The 25,532-nt window shown below is 56.5% G+C and carries 25 protein-coding genes; 13 read left to right on the top strand and 12 right to left on the bottom strand.

Features of this window, described 5'->3' with window-relative positions; all coding sequences use genetic code 11:
• Positions 1 to 11: 11 nt before the first annotated feature.
• Genes HMPREF1487_RS03730 through HMPREF1487_RS03710 form a run of 5 tightly spaced genes read right to left on the bottom strand, consistent with a single transcriptional unit; the run spans position 12 to position 5,456 of the window.
• Positions 12 to 1,013, bottom strand: a complete 1,002-nt coding sequence (locus HMPREF1487_RS03730; protein WP_010795257.1) for an AAA family ATPase — start codon at positions 1,011 to 1,013, stop codon at positions 12 to 14.
• A 43-nt stretch (positions 1,014 to 1,056) separates the two neighbouring features.
• Entirely contained in the window at positions 1,057 to 2,235 is a 1,179-nt protein-coding gene (locus HMPREF1487_RS03725) for a DUF4350 domain-containing protein (RefSeq protein ID WP_010795256.1), read from the bottom strand.
• Positions 2,232 to 3,794 (bottom strand): DUF4129 domain-containing protein, encoded by a 1,563-nt coding sequence (locus HMPREF1487_RS03720; protein WP_010795255.1) that lies wholly within the window; start codon positions 3,792 to 3,794, stop codon positions 2,232 to 2,234. The genes HMPREF1487_RS03725 and HMPREF1487_RS03720 overlap by 4 nt, the downstream gene beginning before the upstream one ends.
• Entirely contained in the window at positions 3,781 to 4,767 is a 987-nt protein-coding gene (locus HMPREF1487_RS03715; RefSeq protein ID WP_010795254.1) for a stage II sporulation protein M, read from the bottom strand. Before HMPREF1487_RS03715 ends, HMPREF1487_RS03720 begins: the two co-directional genes overlap by 14 nt.
• Entirely contained in the window at positions 4,764 to 5,456 is a 693-nt protein-coding gene (locus HMPREF1487_RS03710) for an RDD family protein (RefSeq protein ID WP_010795253.1), read from the bottom strand. Before HMPREF1487_RS03710 ends, HMPREF1487_RS03715 begins: the two co-directional genes overlap by 4 nt.
• Before the next feature lie 363 nt (positions 5,457 to 5,819).
• Between HMPREF1487_RS03710 and sbcB the strand changes: the two genes are divergently transcribed.
• Positions 5,820 to 7,253, top strand: coding sequence for an exodeoxyribonuclease I (sbcB, locus tag HMPREF1487_RS03705; protein WP_010795252.1), 1,434 nt, complete (start codon positions 5,820 to 5,822; stop codon positions 7,251 to 7,253).
• Between the two features lie 63 nt (positions 7,254 to 7,316).
• Here the strand turns inward: sbcB and mvaT are convergent, their stop codons facing one another.
• The gene (gene mvaT, locus HMPREF1487_RS03700) at positions 7,317 to 7,703 is read right to left on the bottom strand and encodes a histone-like nucleoid-structuring protein MvaT (protein WP_010795251.1); all 387 of its coding nucleotides are present in this window, start codon (positions 7,701 to 7,703) and stop codon (positions 7,317 to 7,319) included.
• Positions 7,704 to 7,931: 228 nt separating this feature from the next.
• Here mvaT and purU point away from each other — a divergent pair, with 228 nt between their 5' ends.
• Both purU and HMPREF1487_RS03690 read left to right on the top strand, forming a co-directional pair.
• Positions 7,932 to 8,783 (top strand): formyltetrahydrofolate deformylase, encoded by an 852-nt coding sequence (gene purU / locus HMPREF1487_RS03695; RefSeq protein WP_010795250.1) that lies wholly within the window; start codon positions 7,932 to 7,934, stop codon positions 8,781 to 8,783.
• Between the two features lie 16 nt (positions 8,784 to 8,799).
• Positions 8,800 to 8,982, top strand: coding sequence for a hypothetical protein (locus HMPREF1487_RS03690; RefSeq protein WP_010795249.1), 183 nt, complete (start codon positions 8,800 to 8,802; stop codon positions 8,980 to 8,982).
• Here HMPREF1487_RS03690 and HMPREF1487_RS03685 read toward each other — a convergent pair.
• From HMPREF1487_RS03685 to leuA, 5 genes are all read right to left on the bottom strand, one after another.
• Positions 8,951 to 9,946, bottom strand: coding sequence for a glucosaminyl phosphatidylglycerol flippase (locus tag HMPREF1487_RS03685; protein WP_010795248.1), 996 nt, complete (start codon positions 9,944 to 9,946; stop codon positions 8,951 to 8,953). The genes HMPREF1487_RS03690 and HMPREF1487_RS03685 overlap by 32 nt on opposite strands.
• Entirely contained in the window at positions 9,943 to 10,707 is a 765-nt protein-coding gene (locus tag HMPREF1487_RS03680; RefSeq protein WP_010795247.1) for an N-acetylglucosaminyl phosphatidylglycerol deacetylase, read from the bottom strand. The genes HMPREF1487_RS03685 and HMPREF1487_RS03680 overlap by 4 nt, the downstream gene beginning before the upstream one ends.
• Entirely contained in the window at positions 10,700 to 11,815 is a 1,116-nt protein-coding gene (locus tag HMPREF1487_RS03675; RefSeq protein WP_010795246.1) for an N-acetylglucosaminyl phosphatidylglycerol synthase, read from the bottom strand. Before HMPREF1487_RS03675 ends, HMPREF1487_RS03680 begins: the two co-directional genes overlap by 8 nt.
• A 282-nt stretch (positions 11,816 to 12,097) precedes the next feature.
• On the bottom strand, positions 12,098 to 13,045 hold the full coding sequence (locus HMPREF1487_RS03670) for an aldo/keto reductase (protein ID WP_010795245.1): 948 nt from the start codon (positions 13,043 to 13,045) through the stop codon (positions 12,098 to 12,100).
• A gap of 159 nt (positions 13,046 to 13,204) precedes the next feature.
• Positions 13,205 to 14,863: a 2-isopropylmalate synthase gene (leuA, locus tag HMPREF1487_RS03665; protein ID WP_010795244.1), complete on the bottom strand. Its 1,659-nt coding sequence runs from the start codon at positions 14,861 to 14,863 to the stop codon at positions 13,205 to 13,207.
• Positions 14,864 to 15,282: 419 nt separating this feature from the next.
• Between leuA and HMPREF1487_RS03660 the strand changes: the two genes are divergently transcribed.
• Together HMPREF1487_RS03660 and HMPREF1487_RS03655 are read left to right on the top strand one after the other, a co-directional pair.
• Positions 15,283 to 15,678 carry a DUF2946 domain-containing protein gene (locus tag HMPREF1487_RS03660; protein ID WP_010795243.1) on the top strand — a complete coding sequence of 132 codons (396 nt, stop codon included), beginning with the start codon at positions 15,283 to 15,285 and terminating at the stop codon, positions 15,676 to 15,678.
• Between the two features lie 81 nt (positions 15,679 to 15,759).
• Entirely contained in the window at positions 15,760 to 16,230 is a 471-nt protein-coding gene (locus HMPREF1487_RS03655) for a copper chaperone PCu(A)C (RefSeq protein WP_010795242.1), read from the top strand.
• 222 nt (positions 16,231 to 16,452) lie between these two features.
• Here HMPREF1487_RS03655 and HMPREF1487_RS03650 read toward each other — a convergent pair whose 3' ends face one another.
• A complete protein-coding gene (locus HMPREF1487_RS03650; RefSeq protein ID WP_037029664.1) occupies positions 16,453 to 16,674 on the bottom strand; it encodes a hypothetical protein in 222 nt (73 codons plus the stop codon).
• A gap of 496 nt (positions 16,675 to 17,170) precedes the next feature.
• On the opposite strand from HMPREF1487_RS03650, the gene HMPREF1487_RS03645 reads away from it, so the two are divergent.
• The 8 genes from HMPREF1487_RS03645 (at position 17,171) to HMPREF1487_RS03610 (ending at position 25,506) form a co-directional block, all read left to right on the top strand.
• On the top strand, positions 17,171 to 18,313 hold the full coding sequence (locus HMPREF1487_RS03645) for a transporter substrate-binding protein (protein ID WP_010795240.1): 1,143 nt from the start codon (positions 17,171 to 17,173) through the stop codon (positions 18,311 to 18,313).
• Positions 18,310 to 18,906: an ANTAR domain-containing response regulator gene (locus HMPREF1487_RS03640; protein WP_010795239.1), complete on the top strand. Its 597-nt coding sequence runs from the start codon at positions 18,310 to 18,312 to the stop codon at positions 18,904 to 18,906. The genes HMPREF1487_RS03645 and HMPREF1487_RS03640 overlap by 4 nt, the downstream gene beginning before the upstream one ends.
• The gene (locus HMPREF1487_RS03635) at positions 18,903 to 19,751 is read left to right on the top strand and encodes an ABC transporter permease (RefSeq protein WP_010795238.1); all 849 of its coding nucleotides are present in this window, start codon (positions 18,903 to 18,905) and stop codon (positions 19,749 to 19,751) included. The genes HMPREF1487_RS03640 and HMPREF1487_RS03635 overlap by 4 nt, the downstream gene beginning before the upstream one ends.
• A complete protein-coding gene (locus HMPREF1487_RS03630; RefSeq protein ID WP_010795237.1) occupies positions 19,751 to 20,677 on the top strand; it encodes an ABC transporter permease in 927 nt (308 codons plus the stop codon). Before HMPREF1487_RS03635 ends, HMPREF1487_RS03630 begins: the two co-directional genes overlap by 1 nt.
• Before the next feature lie 24 nt (positions 20,678 to 20,701).
• A complete protein-coding gene (locus tag HMPREF1487_RS03625; RefSeq protein WP_010795236.1) occupies positions 20,702 to 22,309 on the top strand; it encodes an ABC transporter substrate-binding protein in 1,608 nt (535 codons plus the stop codon).
• On the top strand, positions 22,310 to 23,257 hold the full coding sequence (locus HMPREF1487_RS03620) for an acetamidase/formamidase family protein (RefSeq protein WP_010795235.1): 948 nt from the start codon (positions 22,310 to 22,312) through the stop codon (positions 23,255 to 23,257).
• 9 nt (positions 23,258 to 23,266) lie between these two features.
• Positions 23,267 to 24,997 (top strand): ABC transporter ATP-binding protein, encoded by a 1,731-nt coding sequence (locus HMPREF1487_RS03615; RefSeq protein ID WP_010795234.1) that lies wholly within the window; start codon positions 23,267 to 23,269, stop codon positions 24,995 to 24,997.
• Between the two features lie 68 nt (positions 24,998 to 25,065).
• Entirely contained in the window at positions 25,066 to 25,506 is a 441-nt protein-coding gene (locus HMPREF1487_RS03610) for a S24 family peptidase (RefSeq protein WP_010795233.1), read from the top strand.
• The last annotated feature ends 26 nt before the right edge of the window (positions 25,507 to 25,532 follow it).

The following is a 25,532-nucleotide window of genomic DNA, read 5'->3' as shown; positions in this document are numbered from 1 at the left end:
AAAGGCGCGAATTAGAGGCGAGGGGCTGGGGATTGATCAATGATCTGCCGCAGCACCTGATCAACCGTAATGCCGTCGATTTCAAGTTCTGCCGACAGTCTAATCCGGTGGCGCAAAACGGGCAGGGCACACTGCTTCACGTCATCGGGCAGAACGAACTCGCCACCCCGCAGCAGGGCTCGCGCACGCGCGCCGCGGAGCAGGGCGATAGAGGCACGTGGCCCGGCGCCCAGCATGATGCCGGGCCAGTTACGGGTTGAGCGCGCCAGCCGCACGGCATAATCCAGCACTTGGTCGTCCACCGGCAGGTCCGCTGCAATCTTTTGCATGGCCATGATTTCCTTGGCTTGCAGTATTGGACGCAGAGGCGTGACATCCAACATGTCGCTGCGTGTGGAGCGAGTGACCTGTCTGACCAGGGCACGTTCGTCTTCTTCGCCGGGATAGTCGATATAGAGCTTGAACATGAAACGGTCCAGTTCCGCCTCTGGCAGCGGATAAGTGCCTTCCTGTTCTATCGGGTTTTGGGTGGCTAATACCATGAAGGGTTGAGGAACCGGCAGCGCTCGGCCTTCCAATGTAATTTGCCGCTCCTGCATGACTTCAAGCAGTGCCGCCTGGGTTTTTGCTGGCGCACGGTTGATCTCGTCGGCCAGCAAAAGGTTGGTAAAGGCAGGTCCCTTGCGCAGCTTGAACTGCTCCGTCGCTAGGTCATAGATGGCATGACCTGTGATGTCGCTGGGCATGAGGTCCGGCGTGAACTGAATACGTGCAAAACTGCCTTCGAAACAGCGAGCCAGCGCGCGAACCAGCAGGGTTTTGCCCAGTCCGGGTGCACCTTCGATCAAGACATGCCCCCCAGCCAGCAGGGCGGTCAGGACATCATCAATTACTGTGCTCTGGCCTATCAATGCCTTGTTGAGGGCTTGCCGCAGCGATTGAGCGAGGCTGCTGGCGCGTTGACGCTGTGCCGTATGATCAGGGGGCGTGGGAGTCGCAGTAGGCTCGGTCATGGCGTATTTCCTTGAGTAGGCCGCGAGGGGAGTGCACCGCGAGTCATAGTGCCTTCCTGATGCGTTGCAGATGTGCAACGCGGCGCGTGAAGTCGATTGGAGACAGTTTCTCTGATGCCAGCGGACGCATGCTCTGGCTGATCTCATGCGCAGACAAACGAGCCAGGCGGCCTAGAAGCTGCCATTGCTCGGCAACAGGGAGGCGTTCGAAGCCGGGATGACGGCGTCGGGCGTGCTGCTGAATATCTTTCTGCAACAACGTGATCAGGCTGGCCAGCCCAGCATGTCGGCGAATGAATTCGGCGCTGGCTCGCAGGTGCTCACTCAGCTGACGGCGCCCGGTGGCGGGACTTGGTAGCTGGGGTCCCAGGCGCTGCGCTGACTGCCACAGCCAGAGCGCCAGAAGCAGGGCTGCGGCGGCCAGCGTTTCAGGAAAGTAGCGTGCCATGAGCGTAACAAGGCTTTCCTTGTCGGCGCGGTATAGCAGCGTGACGTCACTGTCCTGGGTGATATACCAGAGCAGCCAGGCATTGTCATATTCGCCTATATGGGCGTTTTGCCAGATCCAGGGGTCCGTCATGACGGTAATCAAACCGTTGCCCCATGGCAGCTGCATCATGTGCGTAGCGGCTTCGCTGTTGGCCCAGGACTGGGCCAGATTCCTGGAGTCGTACAGATGAAACTCGTCATCGAAACCGATATAGGCTGGCTCCTGTTCGTTTTCCAGATAAAGCTTGGTCAACGGCGCCCACTTTTCGGCAGGAGCGGGTTCAGCGTCCTGCTGATCCGTCTCCTCATCCTCCAGGTCGCGCGTCAGCAACTGCTGCACTCCGATGGCGTCAAGCAGGAAGTCACCACTTTTCTTGCTCTGCTCATCCCACAGTTGCTCGGCTACAAAGACGACATGTCCGCCTCGGCTGGCCCAGTCCAGAACCTGCTGACTTTGGGCAGGTGACATACGGTCTCGCTCTGCGAGCAGCAGCAACGTGTGGCCTGTCGAAGGCAGCCCATTCAGCACCGAAAAGGAGTCACTGTGCTGAACGATAATGGACCGTTCCTTTAGAAAGCGCTCTGCAGCCAGATAGGGGTTGTTCCGGGCTTCCGGACTGGGCCCTGCATCTTTCAGGGTCTCTGCCAAGGTGATGTACTTCCAGGCCCACAACCCGGTCAGCAGCAGGACGGCCACCATCAGAATAATCCACAGCGAATGCCGACGCGTCATGCAGACACCTGCGGACCAAACAGATGACGCCATTGGTGACAGAACGCCTGAAGCGTTTTCTGGGAAGGCATGCGATGGCCATAGGCAAGCGCCTGCCATTGGGTCGTCACATCATGCAGATAACCGACCACATCGGCGTTGGGTATTGATCTGCCAAGCTCAAGGATTTCGCCTTCGGTATGCGCCTCCTTCAAGGGCAGATGAAAGTCATGCAAAAGACGGCTCAGCAGGCCTCGATAAAGCAACCCCAGTGCGCTGCGAGGGTCGTGTTGCCAGAGGCGCTCGGCTTCGCCAGGGATATCGGAAGGTAAACTGATCGGGGCGACTTCCAGACCAAACAGCTGACGAGGCGTGTCGACAGGTCTGGCAGGTTTGGTGGCGATTCGCCGGGTAAAGAGGGTTAGCCAGACGCGGTAACGGCAGAGTAGCACGCCAAGCCCTGCAATCAGTAACGTCCATAACAGGATCTCAATGAAGCGGGCCGCATGAGCAATAAGTGTTTCGAGGTCCCGCCAGTGGAGGCCATTGGATGACGTCACCGAGGCCTTGTTTTTGTCCTGCTGGCCGACGTGCCATTCCAACTGGGTGCGCTCATTCCTGAAGGGCGGGCTCGCCAGTATGACGCCGATGTGCTGCCGGGCAACCTGACTGTTCAGGGGCTGGTTCAGCAGGCGAGGCGCATCCGGGCCGGCTGCTTCCTGAGGTGGCAGTGGGCAGATCGCTGCAGCTGACGGCTCATCTGCCAGGACGGGCGGCGGCGAAAGCAAAGCGCTCATGGCTCCGATCACAAGCAGCATGGGTATCGCACCTGTCAGGCGCTGGCGCAGGCGTCGAAAGGCCAGCTCAATGTCCCAGGCTTCCAGCGCTGTACGCCGGTTCAGATAAAGACTGAAGCCGCACGCCACATACACGGGCTCCCATACAAGCAGAACCAGTGCATATAGCAAATTTGTAAGGTGCTCCACCCAGAGCAGGCCATGAGCCTCAACATCGATCAGTTTGAGCCAATCGAGTTGCTCGACGATCTGCGGGGGAATGAAGAGATAAATCAGGCCCAGAAGACCGAGATAAAGGGCCATTTCAATGTGCGCACCGGTAAGGGTCAACCAGAAGGCGGCCCGTGTATCTTGTTGCGTCAGGACCCGAACACGAGCCTGACGTGATGCGCCGGACAGGCCTTCAAGCTGCTGTACGGGTAATAGAAAGCTGCGCTTGGGCGTAAAACGTCTCCATAGAAGGCTGGGCAGCAGCTGTACACTCAGCAACCGTGGATAAGCCATCAGCGCTTGTCTGGCCGTAATCGTTTCGCCAAAGAGCGCACGGGACAGAATATGCAGGGGTAGCCGCTCGAACAGTGGCTTCAACCACCAGAAAACCAGCATGACGATAGACGGATAATTCCAGAGGGCGGCGCTCAACAGGGCCAGAACAGGAAGGGTGAGCAGTGCCCAGCTGGTCATCAAGATATGCAGGTGTTCACGGGCGAGTCTCACGCCAAGATCCAGAGCTTCCCAAGGGCTACGGGGGCGGATAACCGCCTGGCTTTCACTCAGGCGCATGTCGATTTCTTCCTGCCAGCCCGAAATAACCTCCAACGGCCAGCCACAACAGCGCACCTGCGCTGTACTTGAGGGTAGGGCTGAGTGCAGCGCTTGAGGACCAATAGGCCTCGACAAAGGCGGCCAACGTTAACAGTACAAAGACACCGGCAATCATGCCAACACAGGGTTTGGCAGCATGTCGCAGGGCATCGCTGCGGCGCAGCCGGCCCGGCGCCACCAGCGCCCAGCCCAGCTTCAGGCCTGCCGAGCCGGCCAGCGTAATCGCTGTCAGCTCAAATGCGCCGTGCCCTACCACGAAGGGCCAGAAGGTAGAGCCTGAGCCCAGTTGCGTCAGGTAACCTGCCACCGCACCGATGTTAAGCCCATTGAACAGCAGAAAGAACAGTGTCCCCAGGCCATACAGCAACCCGCCTGCAAATGTCTGAAAGGCGATTCCTATATTGTTGCGAATGTAATAGCCGAACATTTGCCAGTCCTGACTGCTGGCCCGCTCGGGCAAGGCTCCTATGCGCTCGGCATCCGGCCTGTACATGCTTTCCATATTGGCAACTTGGGCAGGGTCTAGCAGGCTATAGACCAGATCAGGGGTGTAGTAGACCAGCAAACCCATTACCAGAAGGCTGCCATAGAAGAGGGCGCTTGCTACAGCGACCAGGCGCCATTCTGCCCGGACCAGTTGAGGAAAGTCTGCCAGCAGGAAGCCGAGCAATCGCTGCCGAATATTGCCCGGATGGCGATAGATGAGCTGGTGGCCACGCAGCGTCAGTTGATGCAGGTGCTCAATCAGCTGGGGGCTGTAGCCACGTGCCTGAGCAAGTGCCAAGTGCTGGCACAGACGACGGTAGCTAGCAACAAATGCCTTGCTGTGTTCGAGCGTTGAAGTCGGGGTGCGTTTTTCCAGCGCAGACAACTGCTCACTGAAGCGAGCCCACTCAGCCTGGTAGCGCTGTTCGAAAGGCGTCTGCCTCATACGTGAGCCCCTAGCAGGGCTTGTGCAATTCGGTTCAGGCGCTCAGTGGCTTCGCTGCGGTCTACCCCCAGAGGCTCTGCCAGTAGTGCGGCCAGCTCGTCTCGACGGGATAGAGACAACCCGTTCTGACGCTCGGCAAACGAGAGAATGGCCTGCTGCTCTATTAACCCCAGCGCAAACGGGGGGGACAATGGAATGACGCCCTGTAAGGTAAAGCGCTCGTGTGGTTGCTCTTGGTGAACGACCAGGGTGCCTGCCACCAGATCTCCCAAGCGTTTGAAGCTGGGATGCAGCAGGCTGCTCAGGATACCCATGGCATAGCCGAAGGGGAGAAGATCCACGACACGCAACAGATTGCGTAGCAGCGAGCCGGACCAGCCCACCGGGGTGCCATCATCATTCAAAACGCGCAGTTTCATGAGCTGCTTGCCTGGTGAGCGGCCCTGGTTGAGCACTTCAAACAGCACCATGTACCACCAGCTGATCAGAAAAGTCAGCAGCGCGATCAAGCCAACCCCGACATGGCCCAGAAAGCCGAGCACAAGGTAGGCAAGCGCCATGATAGCGCCTCGAATAGCCAGGTCGATGGCATACGCCAGGGCGCGAGGTATGACGCTGGCAGGACGCAACATCAGGTCGATGGCTTCCGGGGTTTCGACGCGTAACAGCGTATCGAGTGGAAGTGGCATGGGTACAGGTGAGCCTTCTCTAGTGTGGGTCGGCACAAGAGGTTGCTCGGTGTTCACACAGTGTCATTGGATGAGAACCCCTACGCAGACTGGAACGACAAAAATAACCAGTCGGCAGGCAAGCGCTTCAGCACATTATCACTCCTTTGATAAGGTCATCACCCACGCTTGGTGCGTCTGTGCACGTTAACGCAGCTTGGCTATCCTGACGCACGGCTTGGAATCCATGGGTATCATGAATTCAATGACATACATACGGTCGCAGCCTGCGACATGATAAGCCTAGCGACCCATCAGGCGTATAGGCAACTGAAAAATCCAGAGTGCTCGACTCGAGGCGCTGATAGCTAGGAGAGCTTTGTCGTGAGCCGCACCATATTCTGGTATGACTTCGAAACCACAGGAACCAATCCACGCTGCGATCGCCCGCTACAGGTGGCCGGCTTGCGAACGGATGAGGACCTTAACATTGTTGGCGAGCCGCTCAACCTGTATTGCCGCTTGGGCGACGATATCCTGCCGCATCCGGCTGCCTGCCTGATTACCGGCATTACGCCTGAGCGCCTCGAACGCGAGGGGCTTCCCGAGGCCACCTTTATGGCCCACCTGCATGCTCATATAAGCCAGCCGGGTACATGTACGGCTGGTTACAACACGCTGCGCTTTGATGATGAAGTGACACGGCATAGCCTGTATCGAAATTTCTACGATCCGTATGCGCGGGAATGGCAGGGCGGCAATACCCGCTGGGATCTGATCGATTTGCTACGTGCGGCCTATGCCTTGCGGCCGGAGGGCATCGAGTGGCCTCAGGATGAGGGGCGGGTGACCTTGAAGCTTGAGCGTCTTTCCCAGGCCAACGACTTAGAGCATGGTCAGGCACATGATGCTCTGTCGGATGTACACGCTACGATACAGCTCGCTCGGCTGGTACGTGACCGGCAGCCACGGCTGTATCATTTCTTGTATCAGCTCAGACACAAACGTTCAGTGTTGGAGCACATTAAGCTACTTAAACCGCTAGTCCACGTTTCGGGACGGTTTTCAGCCGAGCGTAATTTTCTTTCCATTGTATTGCCGCTTTGCTGGCATCCTCATAACCGTAATGCCTTAGTTGTCTGTGATCTTCACTTTGACCCAAACCCTATATTAGAGCTGGACGTTCAAACGCTACATCAAAAACTCTATACCCGGCGTGAGGACTTGTTGGCCAATGACGAACTGCCAGTACCGCTTAAACTTATCCAGATAAACCGATGCCCGGTGTTGGCACCTTTGGCTGTTCTAAGAGAGCAGGATCAGGAAAGACTGCAAATAAATATGCAGATGTACAAGCAACGTGCAGCTCTTTTACAAAGTAAGGCAAAAATATGGCGAGACAAATTGTCGCAGCTTTATCAAATAAAGGCTGAGAATGCAGTCTTTGATCCTGAACAGCAGCTGTACAATGGCTTTATATGTGAGAGCGATAGACGCTTATGTGATGAGATTCGAAGCTGTGACCCTATTAAGTTGGTAGATAAAAGGTGGTTATTCACAGACGAACGTTTGCCCGAACTTTACTTCCGTTATCGGGCCCGAAACTTTTCCCATACTTTGACGGCTGAGGAGCAAGGGCGTTGGCATTCATTCTGCCGTGATCGTTTGATCAATAGTGAATTGGGCGCACCCAATACACTGTCCTCTTTTGAGGAAGCCTTGCATGCACTGGTGCAGACTGCCAGCGAATCACAGCAAGCCCTGCTCAATACATGGCGGGTACATGCGCAGCAGTTGAGAACTCGATTCGGAGTTTAAAACCTTTTAAACACCTATAAAAAACGCCAGCATTGCTGGCGTTTTTTATCTAACTGACGGATATCAGTCGAGCAGGGTGGCCCAGCTCTCGACATCATCGGCGCCCCACTTGGCTTTCCACTCTTTCAGAGTCTTGTGGTTGCCGCCTTTGGTTTCGATAACTTCACCCGTATGCGGGTTCTTGTATTGCTTTACTTTACGTGCACGTTTGGTACCGCTGCCTTGAGTGCTCTTGGCATTACCGCGAGTGCCACGAGTGTTTTTGGCATCAGTGTCAAGAATAGCGATGATGTCACGCAGGGACTTGGAGTATTCACCCATCAATGCGCGCAGCTTTTCTTCGAATTCCAGTTCTTTTTTCAGTTTATCGTCTTGGGAAAGATTACGCAGGCGCTCCTGCAGCTCTTTAATAGCTTCTTCAGTGGCACGGTATTCATTGATAAGGGACATACATTTACCTGCAATGCAAGGGCTGGTCTTTTTTTAATGATAGTGTTGGCGTAACAACAAGTAAACCTACTATTAACTTTTTGCAAGCATAAAACAAGTTAATAAGGTTGATAATGTTCAACTAACATTAAAACTCAGGCGCGATATTCGTCGCCGCAAGTCGATGGAAGCTGAAGTTTTCCGTGCGCAAGGCTAGAATGGCGGCCTCCGTTTTTTCGAGGTTGTTCTATGCGCACTTTTCGTCTGGTGATTGCCTGCCCGGACGGCGTAGGTATAGTGGCCAAGGTAAGTAACTTCCTGGCGACTTACAATGGTTGGATTAGTGAAGCCAGCCACCACTCTGATACCGAGAGTGGCTGGTTCTTTATGCGTCACGAAATACGCGCCGATTCTTTACCCTTCGATTTAAAGGGTTTTTATCAGGCGTTTGCGCCAATAGCCAAAGAGTTCTCCATGCAGTGGCGCATTACCGACTCTGCGGTTAAAAAGCGTGTGGTACTTATGGCCAGCCGCGAATCCCATTGTTTGGCAGACTTGCTTCATCGCTGGCACAGTGGCGAACTGGATTGTGAAATTCCCTGTGTTATTTCCAATCATGATGCATTGCGCAGCATGGTCGAATGGCATGGTATTCCTTATTTCCATGTGCCGGTCGACCCGACTGACAAGCAGCCCGCCTTTGCCGAGGTCTCCCGGCTGATCGATGAGCATCAGGCCGATACTGTGGTGCTGGCGCGTTACATGCAGATCCTGCCGCCGGATCTGTGCCAGCGCTATGCGCATCAGGTCATCAATATCCATCACAGCTTTCTGCCGTCCTTCGTGGGGGCCAAGCCTTACCACCAGGCCGCCAAGCGGGGCGTAAAACTGATCGGGGCAACCTGTCACTTCGTGACTGAGGAGCTGGATGCTGGTCCGATCATCGAGCAAGATGTGGTGCGTATCACCCATCGTGACAATGTCGAGGACATGGTGCGTCTGGGCAAGGATGTTGAAAAGATGGTGCTGTCGCGTGGTCTGCGCTATCACCTGGAAGACCGTGTGCTGGTACATGGCAACAAGACGGTCGTCTTCAACTGATAGGTCCTGAGGTCTTATGAGCGATCCTTTCGAGCGTGCAGTGGCTTTTCCTCCTCCCGTCCTGGGGGAGGGATGTACGCAGCGCTACGACCCGGATGCGCTCAATGAAGACAGCGGCACCGATTTTCCGGGTGCCGCTGAGCTCTGGCAGAATCTCTTGGCTGGCTCTACGTCTGGCGAAAGCGAATCAGGCGATTAAGCAAGGGACGTCCCGCCAGGTGAATGAACACCGGGGCGCCTGCTATGAGATAGAAGTAGTACGTCACGGCTCGCCAGATCAGAATAGCTGCCGCTGCTGTCGACTTGCCCACCATGGGTGTAAGCAGCGCACCTGATGCCAACTCCGCACCTCCAGCGCCGCCGGGCAGCAGGCTTGCCTGTCCAGCGGTCAGGGCCAGCATCTGTATCAGAAAGGTCCACGCCCAAGGAATGACGGCTCCCAGACCGACCAGCGTGATATACAAGATGCTGTTACGTAGCAACCAATGCAGGGCTGTCAGGCCAAACACCGCCGCCAGAGTGGAGTGAGGCATCCGCAAGCTTTCCTTCAAGGCATTGCGAAAGCGCAGTACCTTGCGTCCCCAGCGCAGGCGTCGTGACTGTTTTACGCCCAGGCGCTTCATGATTCGTCCATTGCTGCGCAAAACGGCGCGATGAAAGCGTGCCAATCCGAACAGCAGGACGATAATTCCTGTCATCAGGGCAGCCGTGCCTCCCAGCAGCAAACCTACGTGGGGATTCAGCGCATGGAAGAGGGCATAAATCAGGATGCCGATCAGCGCACAGACGAAAAACAGTAGATCGCTGATATGGTCCACTGCAAAGACTGCGGTGGCTTGTGCCGGTCGTACGCCGCGGCGTGCAAGAAGCGCCATCATGGTAAACGGACCGCCTGCACCGCCAGGCGTGGCGCAAATGGCAAATTCGGTTGCCATCACAATGCCCAGGGAGCGAAGGTGAGTAGTGCGATGCAGGCGTCTGAGTAGCAGGCGCAGGCGAACCGCATTGACGTTCCAGCACAGCACTATCATGCCCAGCATGAGCAGCAGCAGATCAAGTGGAAAGTCCCGTAGCTTGCCTAGTAGCCCGGTGCCGCCTAATAGAAGGGGAATGAGTGCTGCTGCCAGCAATGCACTGAGCAGCAGCCATACACCACGGCTCATGCCGCGAGACGCTCGTTGAAATAATGCCGGTTGAGCCAATCGATTTTATTGATGGGGGTGCGTCCTTCTGCCATCAGGCGTTTAAGTAGCCCCAGCCAATAGGCTCTGGAAAATTCATGTCGCATATCGACAGGGTGTAGCCCCAGGCGAAGCAGGGGCGCTGATCGATGACGGCGAGCGGCTTGCTCGCTCATAAGCCAGGACATGCCTCTTCGCCATGGGCTTCTGGCACTCCATACCAACCCAGGCGCTTCTACCTGGCGATGGTCAGGCAGCAGATAAAAATGCTGAGGATCGCTGGTATACCGTAAGTCGGTCTGGCTCAGGGCACGACGTGTTCCTTCGCTCATCAACCAGGCTGGCGCCACAAACCCATGCAGAGACCAGCCAAAGCGCTCAAACAGCGCAATGCCTTTCTCAAGACGCTCACGGGCCTGTGCTTCATCGAGGGTGTAGAACTCACCCTCGTAGGTGTAAACCCTGCGCATGAACCAGTCACGCGGATTCGTGGGCGCTGGGGCATCATCACAGTGGAAGTGGCCATGAAGTGCCAGTTCATCGCCGCGAGCCAGACGCTGATCCATGACTTTGATGAAGGCTGGATGCTGATCGATCGGGTTACGATGATGGAAATCGGGAACGACCAACAGCGTCATGGGCACATTGCCCAGTGCGTCTACCGCCTCCACAAAGGGCTGATAATCTTTCCAGGTTTCTGGTGCCACATCATGTAGCACCAGCATGACATTGCGTTCAACCATGTGCAGCTACCGGCATTTCAGACGTACCCAGCACGGCATGATAGTGAGAGAGCAGACCCGCGACTACTGTATCCCAGGCATGATGGGCCTCTACATGTTGGCGGGCCTGACGGCCCACGAGACGAGCGTCGTCCTCGAAGAGCTCGCGTACGGTGGCCGCCATGGAAGCTGGATCATGGGGTTGGCAAAGGCGTCCGGTATTGAAGGGAACGATTTCTGCCAGGGCACCTGCCTTGACGGCAACAACCGGAATACCACAGGCCATGGCCTCGAGCGCCACCAGGCCAAAAGTCTCCTGATGCCCTGCGTGCAGCAGCACGTCGCAACTGGCGACCAGGCGTGCAACTTCGGATGCCGGGCGAAAGCCATTCATGACCGTAACGTTGTCCGGTACATGGCTGGGCATATTCGAGCCCACTAACAGCAGGTGATAGGGCTTGCCCAACTGACGAGCAGTTTCCAGCAGGATGGGCAGATTCTTTTCCCGTGAACCGCGACCGGCAAACACCATCAGACGAGTAGACTCATCCAATCCGAGCTCGCGCTTGAGATGTGGGTCTCGCAAGGATGGATGGAACGTTTCAAGATCCACCCCTAACGGCTGCACATATACATTGCTCACGCCCATGCGCTCAAGCTTTTCGACCATGACCTTGCTGGGTGCCAGGACACGATCAAAGCTGCGGTACAGGCGCGCGATGTAGGTGCTCATGTTGCTGCCGAACCAGGTGCCGAGCCGGTTACTGGCCAGAAGCGGAAGGTCGGAGTGATAGAAACCGATAACGGGCACGTCCAGCCGGCGACCTGCGTCCAGTGCTGCCCAGGCTGTCATATAGGGGTCGCCCACTTCAATCAGATCAGGTTGCAGCTCGTGCAGTACGTTGCGCCACGGGCCGCGTCGGACTGGAAAGCGGTAGCCCTTTCCAAAGGGTAGGGGGGGCGATGGAATCTCGTAGATTCCGCCGTTTTGTCGATAGCTTTCTCCTGGAACAAGCACACTGTGCTGAACCCCAGGATAACGACGTAGACGGCGGTGTTTGGCATCAATATAGGTGCGCACACCGCCGCTGGCAGGTGCATAAAACATGGTCATATCAGCAATATGCACGATGGAGCTTCCTCCGTTCGGCTTCTTATAAGAACCGTCTGAAACCACCGACATGAGCATTGTGGGTAAAAAGGATAATGCAGGCTCATGCGTTCAGATGTTCTCTCCCTGTGCCCATGAATGGACCATTACAGTAAAAAGACGTTCGCTAAGACCTTGTTCTAGAGCGAAAGCTTTCGCTTCGTTAGCTAAAGAACAGACACGACAGGGTCTCCCTGCGGCGCTACCGCAGGGAGACCTGAGCCAGGAAATAGAACGCGACGTCTTTCGAAGCGCCAAATATCAGTACGCGCTGGCGTGATCCAGCGTGCTGATATCTTCGGCACTCAACTGAAGGCGGGTGGCCTCTGCCAACTCCTTGAGCTGGTCAAGCGAGGTGGCGCTGGCAATGGGGGCCGTGACGCTGGGACGTGCCATGAGCCAGGCAAGGGCCACACGAGCTGGGGTCGCGTCATACTCCTCGGCCACTTCGTCCAGAGCTGACAGAATCGTAACGCCTCGCTCGGTCATGTATTTCTTCACGGAATCGCTGCGGGCACCCTTGATATCATCCTTGGTGCGGTACTTACCGGTCAGAAAGCCGCTGGCCAATGAGTAGTAGCTGATCACACCCAGCCCCAATTCCTGTACCACAGGCTCAAGATTCTTTTCATAGTCCTCGCGATCGTAGAGGTTGTAGTGCGGCTGAAGACTGATATAGCCCGGAATCCCAAGACGCTGGGCGATCTGATGCGCTTCGCGTAGGCGTTCGGCACTGTAGTTGGATGCGCCGATAGCGCGGACCTTGCCTTGCTCGACCAGTTTGGCCAAGGCCTGCAGGGTTTCTTCCAGAGGCGTATCAGAATCGTCGATATGGGCCTGATACAGGTCGATATGATCGGTTTGCAGGCGCTTGAGGGAGTCCTCTACGGCCCGCTGAATATAGTCGGCGCGTAAACCTTTCTTACCGTTCCCCATATCCATACCGACCTTGGTAGCCAGAACGATCTGGTCGCGTTTACCGCTCTTCTTCAACCAGTTGCCAATGATGGTTTCCGACTCACCGCCCTGATTGCCGGGTACCCAGCGCTCGTAGACGTCAGCCGTATCGATGAAGTTGAGCCCGTGGTCGACCAGCCCATCAAGTAGAGTGAACGACTTGGCTTCATCAAGCGTCCAGCCGAATACGTTCCCACCCAAGGCAAGTGGAGAAACGTGCAGGCCGGATTGACCGAGTTGACGTGTGCTCATGGTGTTCTCCTTTTAACGACGATAGGACCGTCCGCTGCCAAGCGGCGAACAGACCTCAAAGGAGGTGTGACTAGAGTGAGCAGGGATCGTTCTGGACGCGGGCGTAAGGAAGGAGGAGCGAAAGGGTGGGGCCCCGGTCATTGACCGGGGCCAAAGGCGTTACTGTGTCTGGGAAACGGCGCGGTTCAGGGCACTAAAAAGTGCGCGGAAGCTGGCGGTTGTCAGGTTTTCGTCGATGCCGATGCCATGCAACGGGCGGCCACCGTCCAGGCGAACCTCGATATAAGCCGCCGCCTTGGCATTGGCGCCTGCACCAATAGCGTGCTCATGATAATCCATGACTTCGATCTGGACCGGTAGAGCTGACACCAGCGCCTCCAGTGAGCCATTGCCGGTGCCTTGCCAATGCTGGGTTTCACCCTTGGCCATGACTTCAACGTTGACCGCGCTGATACCGTTCTCTTCCTGCAAACGGTGACGCTTGAGCTGGTAAGGCGAAACGGCCTTCAGATACTCGTTATCAAGCAAGTCGTAAATCTGCTGTGCCGTCATTTCCAGCCCCAGGCGATCGGTTTCCTTCTGAACGACCTGGCTGAATTCGATCTGCATCCGACGCGGCAAGGTAATGCCATATTCCTGCTCAAGCAGATAGGTGATACCACCCTTGCCGGACTGGCTGTTAACCCGGATGACCGCCTCGTAGCTGCGACCAATGTCGGCGGGGTCGATCGGCAGGTAGGGCACTTCCCATAGGGTGTCCGGCTTCTGCTGGACGAAACCTTTGCGGATGGCATCCTGGTGTGAGCCCGAAAACGCGGTGTGCACCAGATCACCCACGTAGGGATGGCGGGGATGAACCGGCAACTGATTGCATTCCTCGACCACCTTGCGTACGGCATCGATGTCGGAGAAATCCAGTTTGGGATCGACTCCCTGGGTATAAAGATTCAAAGCCAGTGTCACAAGGTCCACGTTGCCGGTGCGCTCGCCATTGCCGAACAGGCAGCCCTCGACACGATCAGCGCCTGCCATCAGGCCCAGCTCGCTGGCTGCAACGCCAGTACCGCGGTCGTTATGAGTATGGAGGCTGACAAGCACGCTGTCGCGACGATTGACATGACGGCAGAACCACTCGATCTGATCCGCATAGACATTTGGCGTGGCCGCCTCGATGGTGGCGGGCAGGTTGAGGATCAGGCGGTTCTGTGGGGTCGGCTGGAAAACGTCGATCACGGCATTGCATACTTCGACGGCAAAATCCGTTTCCGTGGAGCTGAATACCTCAGGTGAGTACTCGAAACGCCATTGCGTCTGCGGATTGGCATCAGCTAGGCGCTTGATGACACGACCAGCATTGACGGCAATCGCCTTGACGCCTTCCTTGTCCTGGTTGAAGACGATGCGACGGAAGCTGGGCGCGCAGGCATTGTAGTAGTGCACGATTGCCTGCTTGGCACCTTTCAACGACTCGAAGGTGCGCTCGATCAAGTCCTCCCGCGCCTGGGTCAATACCTGAATGGTAACGTCATCCGGAATGTGGCCGTTTTCGATCAGCTCACGGACAAAATCAAAATCGGTCTGCGAGGCTGATGGGAAGCCTACCTCGATTTCCTTTACGCCTACCTGCACCAGCGTCTTGAAGAAACGCATTTTCTTCTCGCTGTCCATTGGCTCGATCAGAGACTGGTTTCCATCACGCAGGTCCGAACTTAGCCAGATGGGCGCTTCGGTAATGGTCTTGGACGGCCAGGTGCGGTTGGGCAGGTCGATAGTGGGAAATGCACGGTATTTCTTGGACGGATCTTTGAGCATGGCCATGAGAATAATCCTTTAGTTCTTGTTTCTTTCCGCGACCGTAAGAGCGGCGCCATAGTTGAATTGCCGGTCATGGCGCTAGAAAGCACTGCGGCAAGTGAATTCGATGTGTGTCGAGTTCAGGGTCGCAGTCGCGGACTGACCAGACGCAGGCAGGCGTGTTGCCGTAGCAGGATGAGGGTATGTGAAGTAGTCATACCCTCAACACTAGTGAGGAATGCCTTGAATGGCAAGCATGTTTAAAAAATTGGTATAAATCATCGTCAGACGCTTTTTAAAGCAATAAAAATTTAAAAAATAGAGGTTTGTTGGATTATTTTTTGATGCGCGTAAAGGGTGTCCGAGCGATGGTTCGGATGTCTGGTCGCTTGGGAATATCAAACATGCGACCATAAGGACTCACTGAAACTGGAAGCTGATACGTGATACCGCAGAGGCGCCCGCGACGTTTTGCCTGGCTTGGCTTGTTTGCCATGGCCATGGCCTTTGTCGCACCGGTGGTGTCCCAGGCTCTGGCAGCCCATCACGTCCACAGACATGAGCATCATCACGATGGCATGACCCATTCTCTGGACAAGCAGCCGTCTGTATCGAATACCTTGCAGATTACACAGACACCACACTGGGTGTATGTCTGGGAGAAATGCGGCTATTGCGATCTGCTGTTCAATAATCCGCCGCTTTCATCTGAATTCGTCATGCGTCCGCCACGCACACTGTATGACAGCCCGGTGTACCTGGGCCTGGCTGCACGGGGCTTTGCGCGGCTGCCCGTTTTTATAGGGGCCATGACCCGGGCGCCGCCTGCAGGTGTTTGAGCAACTCGATATTTTAGGTGCCTCGACGGCACGGTAATTCTGTTTGTTCACGCTGGCGTCTGACGCCTGTAAGGTATTTTTATGCGTATTTTGTTGAGTCTTGTTGCTGCACTGCTTCTCACGCCCTATGCCATGGCACATGAGTATGAAATGGGTCAGCTGCATATTGATCATCCTTGGTCACGCGCTACGCCTCCCGGGGTGCCCACCGGAGCGGTTTACTTTGTCGTGCACAATCATGGTAAGCAGGCGGATCGGCTGTTAAGCGCTGATTCGCCTGTCGCGGCTAGTGCTGAACTGCACACCACTATCAACAAGGATGGGATGATGGGTATGCGCCATATGGAGCAGGGGGCCGAGATCGTGTCCGGTGCCGAGTTGCGCCTGGAGCCTCAGGGTAATCACCTGATGTTGGTCGGGCTCAAGCAGCCTCTGGTTGCAGGGCAGCGTTTTCCGCTGACGCTGCATTTCGAGAAGGCAGGCAATATTGAAGTACAAGTGGCTGTTCAGGATGACGCGCCTGACGCCCATGAGCATCATCATCAGCACTGATTCTTTTCCTTCGAGTCTGCCTGGATAGCCCTGACAGGGAATTCAGGCGGGTTAAAGGAAATAGAAATAGGTCGAGTAGCCGTCAGCTCAAGTGGTATGTCGGCAAAAGGATTAGTGTGAAGGCAATGATAAAAGAGGCATGACAATGCCTCTTTTATCATTAAGTGAGGTGATCACCTGACGGCGAGCGCCTTCGTAGTCTTGGTAGACAACAGGTGCCGGTCAGGCTTCCTGTTCATGAACGTCCTGCTCGGAATGAGCTTTTTGTTCAGCGATCTTCTGCACTTCCGCTTCGTAGACCTTGTCCATGACGCTGGGACGTTTCCGCCAGGGTTTACGGTCAGGAGTCGATTGAGCCGCGTATGTGGTGATTTCACCACCATAGATGTTTTGAAAGCGCTGGGCCTGGCGTTCCAGTTCGGCGCGAAGTTCTTCTTTCGTCACTTTATTTAAATCTTCACTATTTGTTGTAGTCAAGGCGGTTGATACACGCTCAGGGCGAGCGTGTATTGCTACTGACCGCACGAGTCGATGGCCAAGTTGAAAAGATTACTGAACGGCCATCAGGCTAAGCCCTATTTATATAAGGCCTAAACGGTCTTGTCACCTATTCTTAATGTATTGCGTTATTTTTCAGCCCTAATGAATGGGGCCTTTCGAAACACTTTCCAAGTATGGAAACGCTCCGAAACAGGGCCTTCCCGTCTGATCATGCCTGAAAGTGGTGCACATCATCAGAGGAGGTAAGCGGTTAGAGCGCGAGCTAGAGCCCTTGTTCCCTGATAGAGGGAGAGTTGGCATCATTTTTTCTTGTCTATTTCACAAAGCATGGCGATGTGCCTGTAAGCCTTGACTCTTTATGCGCCCCGATGCGCCCGGGTAACGAAGCCTGAACACGTGTTTCACGACACCTGTTCGGGCTTTTTTTTGGAGCGAAAAAATGCACGGTAAGGTGGTATCGATTGGCGCTTTATTCTCTACCGACGGCACTTACCGGCGTATGGGCCGAAATGCGTTAGCGGGTGCAGAGCATGCCATTGCCGAGCTTAATGGAAGCGGTCACCTGGACTTTGAGCTTCGTCTGCATCATTTCAACCCCGAAGGTAGACCAGAGCGCTACAGTGAGGGGCTGGCTGAGCTGCATGCACGGGGAGTCCGACACATTTTCGGGCCTATCACTTCGGCCAGCCGTAAGGACATCATCCCTGATCTTGAGCAGCGCAACAGTCTGCTCTGGTTTCCATGCCCTTATGAAGGGTTCGAAAGCAGCGAAAACGTCTTATACCTCGGGGGCTGTCCTAACCAGACGTTGATTCCCCTGCTGCGTTTTGCCATCGAGGCATTTGGCGGCCGAGCCATGCTGATTGGCTCCAACTACGTATGGGGCTGGGAAAGCAACCGTATTGCCCGCGAAATCATGGAGGCAGCGGGTGGCGTCACTTGTGGTGAGAAGTATTTCCACTTGGGCATCACTGCGTTCGGCGAGGTGATCGAGAGTTTACTCACCAGTCGGCCAACGTTCGTACTGAACAACTTGGTTGGCGAATCTTCTTATGCCTTTTTGCAGCAGCTGGACCAGGTGTGCGTCGAGCGTGATATGCGCCTGCCGGTGCTCAGCTGCAACTTTACCGAAGGGGAGCTGGCCGAGCTCGGACGCATGCAGGCCTTGCGGCTGTTTTCCTGCGGTCCTTACTTCGAGGCAGTGGACCCGGTGTTCAGCTTGCGCCAACGCCGTCGGCATGGGCCGCACCCTTATTCACACTATTACGCCTGTACCTACGCCGGAGTGTATCTGCTGGCGGAGGCCTGCCAGAGAGGCGGCAACGATAAACCAGCCGAAGTCTGTAAAGCCCTGTATGCCGCACCGGTGAAAACAGCGTTGGGCGACCTACAGGTATCGCCCCGCAATAACCACACCAGTCTGCCGTGCTACATCGCCGAGCTTGAAGACGAGCGATTCGTGATCCGGCATGTCGAGCCCGCATTGTGTGAGGCGGACCCGTACCTGACGGCAACTGACCTCAGCGTATTTCGTACCCGGCGGCATGCCGTACCGTCCCGCCATTTGAGGATCGTCAAATGACTCTGCTTAAGCGTCCCGATTTCGAGAATACCCGTTTGCTGCTGGTGGATTGTGATGAACGCGCCCAGGCGAGTCTGCAAAAAAGCCTGCAGCGTCTGGGTGTTGCGGCATCGGTCGTGGCGCAGGATGCCGAAACCGGCCTGAATGATGTATTGGCGCTGGTCGTGGAACTGGATCAGTTCGCCAGCCCCGTGCTGTTGGCCGAGGCGAATAGGCGCGCTCTGCCGATCATCGCACTGACCCAGCACGAGACGCTGTCACAGATTCAGCGTGCGCTGGAGTTAGGTGCGACTGCCATGTTGAACAAGCCCATCACGCAGGGCTCGGTTTACACCACGCTGATGATGGCCATCGGGCTGCGCGACCGGCTGCGTGATGAGCAGCAGAAAGTCGTAGGTCTGCAAGACAAGGTGGACAGCCGCCCTCTCGTGGCTCAGGCGCTGGCCTGGCTGATGGTCGAGCTGGAGATCACCGAAACCCAGGCCTACGAGCGTATCCGTCACCTTTCGATGCAAACCAACCGGAGCCTGGAAGAGATCTGCCTGGATCTGACTCAGGCGCATCGGCAGGATGCAAGGGAGGCTCGCTCATGACGGGCGTAGCCACTTTGTACCGTCGGCCCTCCGTCGTGATCGCATTGCTGTTCATTGTGGCAATCGTGCTGCTGGCTGTACTGGCACCCTGGGTGGCGCCCTATGATCCTTCTGAGCAGTTCATCGAGGGGCTGACCCTGGAAGGTGCGCCATTACCGCCGGACGCGACGTATCACCTGGGAACGGATCTGCTGGGCCGTGATCTGCTGTCGCGTCTGCTCTATGGCGCACGAACTTCGTTATTCATCGGCGTGCTGGCCAATGGAATCGCCGTATTGATCGGCACGCTGGTTGGTCTTGCGGCGGGCTTCATACGCGGTTGGCTCGGAACGACCCTGATGCGGTTTACCGACCTCATGATGGCCTTTCCAGCGTTACTGCTGGCCATCGCCTTGGCGGCCATCTTTCAGCCCAGCGTGTGGATTGTGGCGCTGGTCATCGCCATGGTGAACTGGGTGCAGATCGCCCGGGTGATCTATTCGGAAACCGTGGCGCTGTCTGCGCGGGATTTCGTTGAGGTCGAGCGTACCCTGGGTGCAAGCTCCATGCGCATTCTGTTTTCCCACCTATTGCCACATCTGGTACCTACGATTCTGGTCTGGGCCACGCTGGGCATCTCCACTACCGTATTGCTGGAAGCTACGTTGTCGTTTCTGGGGGTGGGGGTTCAACCGCCAACACCCAGCTGGGGCAACATCATTTTTGAAAGCCAGACCTACTTTACGTCAGCGCCCTGGCTGGTGCTGTTTCCCGGGGCGGCCATCGTACTGCTGTCGCTGTCGTTCAATCTGGTCGGTGACGCGTTGCGCGATGCCCTTGATCCGACGCTGAAGGGGAGAGGCTGATGTTGACCTTCATAACCCGCCGAGTGGCGTACGCATTGCTGATCCTGCTAGGGGTTACGCTGATTACCTATCTGCTCCTGTTCATGCTGCCAGCCGATCCGGCGCGACAGATCGCCGGGCGCAGCGCGACACCCGAGGTGGTCGAGAACATTCGCCATCAGTTGGGGCTGGATCTACCGTTCTACCAGCAATACTTCAACTACCTGAAAGGGCTGTTACACGGCGACCTGGGGCGCTCCTTTATCCAGCGCTCGGAGGTCTCTGAGCTGATCGGCTCACGTCTTGTGCCTTCGCTGCAGCTCATGGGGATGGGCATCCTGTTCGAGCTGATCATCGGGATCGGCCTGGGCATTATCGCCGCGCTCAAGCGGGATTCGTTTGCCGACCGCCTGCTCATGGCCTTTTCCTTCATAGGCGTGTCGTCCCCCCAGTTCATCGCCGCCATGCTTTTTCTGTACTTCTTTGCCGTAAAGCTTGGCTGGTTTCCCATGGGGGGGTATGGCGAGTTTCACCACATTCTGTTGCCTGCTCTGACACTGGGGCTCCTGGGGAGCGGTTGGTACTCGCGGATGGTGCGGTCCTCCATGATCGAGGCCTTACATCAGGACTTTATTCGGACGGCGCGGGCCAAGGGGCTGAGTCGTCTGCGTGTGGTGTTCCGCCATGTGCTGCCTAACGCCATCGTTCCAATCATTCCGATGATCGGAATCGATATCGGCATTTTTATGGGTGGGCTGGTGGTCGTGGAGTCCGTGTTCGGCTGGCCTGGCATCGGTCAGCTCGCCTGGCAGGCCATTCAGCAAGTGGACATTCCCGTCATTGTTGGCGTTACGACCGTCTCGGCCGTGGCGATTGTCGTGGGCAATCTGCTGGCTGATCTGGTGATTCCGCTGGTTGATCCGCGTATCGATGTGAAAAAGCACTAACGACATCTAAAAAGAGGCAGGAGCATGAGAAGGAACGCTTTATCCCTGGCCATTGCGGCTACGCTGTTCGCTGGCAACCTGCTGGCGGCCGAACCCAAGACGGGCGGCGAGGCGGTCATCACCTATCAGAACGATGTGGCGACGCTGGATCCAGCTATTGGCTACGACTGGCAAAACTGGTCCATGATCAAAAGCCTGTTTGACAGGCTCGTCGACTACAAGCCCGGCACGACGGAGCTGATCCCGTCACTGGCCGAGCAGTACACCGTCTCTGATGACGGCACCGAGTACACCTTTACGCTGAAGAAAGGCGTCAAATTCCATAATGGTCGCGAGTTGAAGGCCAGCGACGTGAAATATTCCTTGGAGCGGGCCGTCAACCCGAAAACCCAGAGTCCGGGCGCCGGATTTTTCTCGTCCATCCAGGGCTATGAAGACATGACCTCTGGCAAGAGCCAGACGCTGAGCGGGGTCACGACGCCTGATGAATACACCGTCAAGATAAAGCTGAATCAGCCTAACGCTACCTTCCTGCACATCATGGCGATCAACTTCGCCTCGGTCGTTCCGAAAGAGGCGGTCGAACAGTGGGGCGCTGACTTCGGCAAGCATCCGGTAGGTTCCGGTGCCTTCGAGCTGGCCGAGTGGAAACTGGGCCAGCAGCTGGTCTTCAAGAAGAACCCGAACTACTTCCATGCTGGCGTACCGTATCTGGATAGCATCAAGTTCGAGATCGGCCAGGACCCGACGGTCTCCCTGATGCGCCTGCAAAAGGGTGAAGTGGACATCGCCGGGGATGGTGTGCCCCCCGCGCAATTTCTGCAATTCAAGAATAACCCGCAGCAGAAGGAGCTGATGGTCATCGGTGACCAGTTACAAACGGGATACCTCACGCTGAAGACCACGCTGCCTCCGTTCGACAAACTTGAGGTTCGAAAGGCCGTAAACATGGCGATCAGCAAGGACCGGATCGTTCGCATCATCAATGGTCGCGCCAAGCCAGCCAACCAGCCACTGCCGCCTGCCATGCCCGGATATGACGCTGCGTTCAAGGGCTATGCTTACGATGTGGAGGGCGCCAAGAAGCTCCTGGCCGATGCAGGCTTTCCCAACGGTTTCGATACCGAGCTGTATGTGATGAATACCGACCCGCAGCCACGTATCGCCCAGTCCATCCAACAGGACCTGGCCAAGGTGGGTATTCGTGCACAGATCAAGTCCCTGGCGCAGGCCAACGTGATTGCGGCAGGTAGCGAGAAAGACAAGGCACCTATGGTGTGGTCGGGCGGTATGGCCTGGATCGCCGACTTCCCCGATCCATCGAATTTCTACGGCCCGATCCTGGGGTGCGAGGGGGCGGTAGCGGGTGGCTGGAACTGGGCCTTGTACTGCAACAAGGCGCTGGATGCCGAAGCGAAAAGGGCTGATTCGATGGCCAAACCCGAACAGCAGGCCGAGCGGATTGCCTTATGGAAAAAGATCTTTACCGATGTCATGGCCGATGCGCCGTGGGTGCCGATCTTCAACGAGCAGCGCTTTACCGTGCGATCTGCTCGCATGGGAGGTGACGATGCGCTGTATGTCGACCCTGTCCACGTCCCCGTCAACTACGACTACATCTGGGTGAAGTGAATGTGCCAGAACTGCTTGGTTAAAACGATCCATAGCATCAACAGCCATTTCGGCTGGGACAACAGCTTCGAACCAACGGCCCGGGTTGCGCCCGGAACCGAGCTGGAGTTTCAGTGCCATGACTCCTCCAACGGCTACTTCAACGCACAGTCGGTCGCCGCCGATGTGTCCACGATGCCGTTCGACAAGATTAATCCGGTTACCGGGCCGATCTTTGTCGAAGGGGCCCAACCGGGTGATGTACTCAAGGTGACGATCGACAGCTTCAAGCCTTGCGGCTTTGGCTGGACCGCGAACATTCCAGGCTTTGGTCTGTTGGCCGATCAGTTCAAGGAACCGGCGTTGGCCTTGTGGCATTACGACAAGGAGAGCCTGGCACCCGCTGCGTTCGGCCAGTTCGGCAAAGTCCCGCTCAAGCCGTTTGCAGGCACCCTTGGCGTTGCTCCGGCTGCGCCAGGGCCGCATTCGATCGTCCCGCCCCGTCGCGTGGGAGGTAACCTGGACATCCGCGATCTGGCCGCCGGCACTACCCTGTACCTGCCCGTGGAAGTGGAGGGGGCGTTGTTTTCAATAGGGGATACCCATGCAGCCCAAGGTGACGGTGAGGTCTGCGGGACGGCCATCGAGAGCGCCATGGACGTGGTGGTGAAGCTGGACCTTATCAAGTCCACTCCCTTGGCCGCACCGCGCTTCAGTACGCCAGGGCCGGTAACCCGTCACCTGGATGCCATGGGGTACGAGGCCTTTACCGGTGTCGCGTCTGACCTGATGGATGCGGCTCGCCAGGCGGTGAGTAGCACAATCGACTGGCTCTGCCGTGAACACGGCATGCCGGCCGAGCAAGCCTACATGCTGTGCTCGGTCTGCGGTGATCTGCGAATCAGTGAAGTGGTGGACATGCCGAACTGGGTGGTCTCGTTCTACTTCCCCAAAGTAGTCTTCAACTGAGGTAATGCCATGACTGCCGAGACACCCCGGCCTTTGCTGTCGGTCGAGCACCTGTCCATCGAGTTTGGCAGCAGGCGCGTCGTGAATGACCTCAGCTTTGCCCTGCACAGTGGCAAGACCCTGTGTATCGCCGGAGAGTCCGGCAGTGGTAAATCCCTCACCTCGCTGGCCATCATGGGGTTGCTGCCCAAGATGGCGCGATTGCCCAGCGGCGTTATCCTTTTCGAGGGACAGAATCTGCTGGATCTGCCCGAGCGGCAGATGCAGGCGCTCCGGGGTAAGGACATCGGCATGATCTTTCAGGAGCCCATGACGTCGCTCAACCCATTGATGACCGTCGGCCAGCAACTGGAGGAGACGGTACGTCGGCACGAGGCGGTGAGTCGTGGTCAAGCGCGGCAGCGTACCCGTGAAATGCTCGACGCGGTGCGTGTACCCCAGGTGGAAAAGCGCCTTACGCAATATCCCCACGAGTTGTCCGGCGGGATGCGGCAACGGGTAATGATCGCCATGGCGATGCTCTGCCGTCCGCGGGTGCTGATTGCTGATGAGCCTACCACAGCCCTGGACGTCACCATTCAGGCCCAGATCCTTGAACTCATGCGCGAGTTACAGGGCGAGTTTGGCACCACGCTGTTAATGATCACCCATGACATGGGCGTGGTGGCGGAAATGGCCGATGAGGTCGTGGTGATGAATCAGGGCGTGATGGAGGAGCGGGCACCGGTACGCGAGCTTTTCAGGACGCCCAAGGCAGCGTATACGCAAAAGCTTCTGGCGGCCGTGCCGGTACTGGGAACAGCCGCCAAACCTGAATCGCGAGCAATGCAGCCAGTAGTGCTGGAGATTCAAGACCTCACCGTGCGTTTTCCGCTGCGGGGCGGCTGGTTCGAGGAAGCTCGCAACGTTCACGCGGTGGAAAACGTAAGCTTCACTCTGCACCAGGGCGAAACCTTGGGAATCGTAGGGGAGAGCGGCTGCGGCAAGTCCACGACCGGCAGAGCGCTCATGAACATGCTGAGTTACCAGGGCAGCGTGAAGCTCATGGGGCGGGAGTTGAATGGGCTTGTCGGCAATGCGCTCAAGCCGGTGCGGCAAGATATCCAGATGATCTTTCAGGATCCGTACGCCTCCCTCAATCCGCGCAAGACAATCCTGGATCTCGTAGGCGAGCCTTTGCTTATTCATGGACAAGGCGATCTTGCGGCCCGTAAGAGGCGTGTCGCCCAATTGCTGGATCAGGTTGGCTTACCGGCTGAGGCAATGGAGCGCTACCCGCATATGTTTTCGGGCGGACAGCGGCAGCGTATCTGTATTGCCCGTGCGCTGGCGCTCAACCCCAAGGTCATCATTGCGGATGAGTCCGTATCGGCGCTCGATGTGTCCGTACAAGCACAGGTGCTCGATCTGCTGGAGCGCTTGCAGAGGGAATATCAGCTGAGCTACGTCTTTATTTCCCACGACATGGCAGTGGTCGAGCGTATCTGTCATCGTGTGGCGGTCATGTTTTGCGGTCAGATCGTTGAAATCGGTCAGTGTGATCAGGTGCTTGGAAATCCGCAACATGCTTATACGCGGCGGCTATTGGCTGCTGTGCCCATGCCGGATGTGGATCACCGCAAGGACTTTAAAAGCCTGCTCAAGGAAGTCGAAACGCCTGACCCTATCAAGCCACGTGGTTATCAGGCTCCCTTGCAACGTTATCGCGCGGTAGATCTGGATCATTGGGTTGCGGTTTAAGTCTTTGATTGACCTGAGGTTGCTGCTCTGGTATCTGTACGCATATACAGTTATCTGGGTCATCAGGTATGTCGATTACCGTACTAGGGCGAAGCGAGCGGCTTCGCCATTTATTGCCCGAGGCGGACTCTCTGCGGATCAGCGGCTTTCAGTCTGCGGCGGGTCAATGGGAAGAAAACGCCATCTCGCTGGATAGGCTGGTGGGGTTGGGCGAGTCACCAATCTGGGTGGTGATGGTGGATGATGAAAGCCTGCTTGAGTTCGGGATCTATCCGGGAGATCGGCTAATTATCGATCGGGCAGTAGAATGCCGACCGGGGCATCTGGTTATCATGGATGTGAACGGCCAGTATGAAATACGCCGACTCACGCATGATAACCAGGGCGGTCGCCTGCTGTTGGGTGGGCATCGTCAGGCGCGCCCAATCAATTACGGTCGCGATGAGCCTCTGGATGCGTGTGGCGTCGTAACCTTTGTGCTTAGCTATGTGGCACAACCGGCAACGTAATCAGCGTCAGCGCTGCCGTTAATCCA

The organism is Pseudomonas sp. HPB0071, assembly GCF_000478505.2.
GTDB classification, from domain to species: Bacteria; Pseudomonadota; Gammaproteobacteria; order Pseudomonadales; family Pseudomonadaceae; genus Chryseomonas; species Chryseomonas luteola.
Note: the sequence above shows the minus strand (reverse complement) of the source record. Positions and strands in the feature narration are given on the sequence as shown.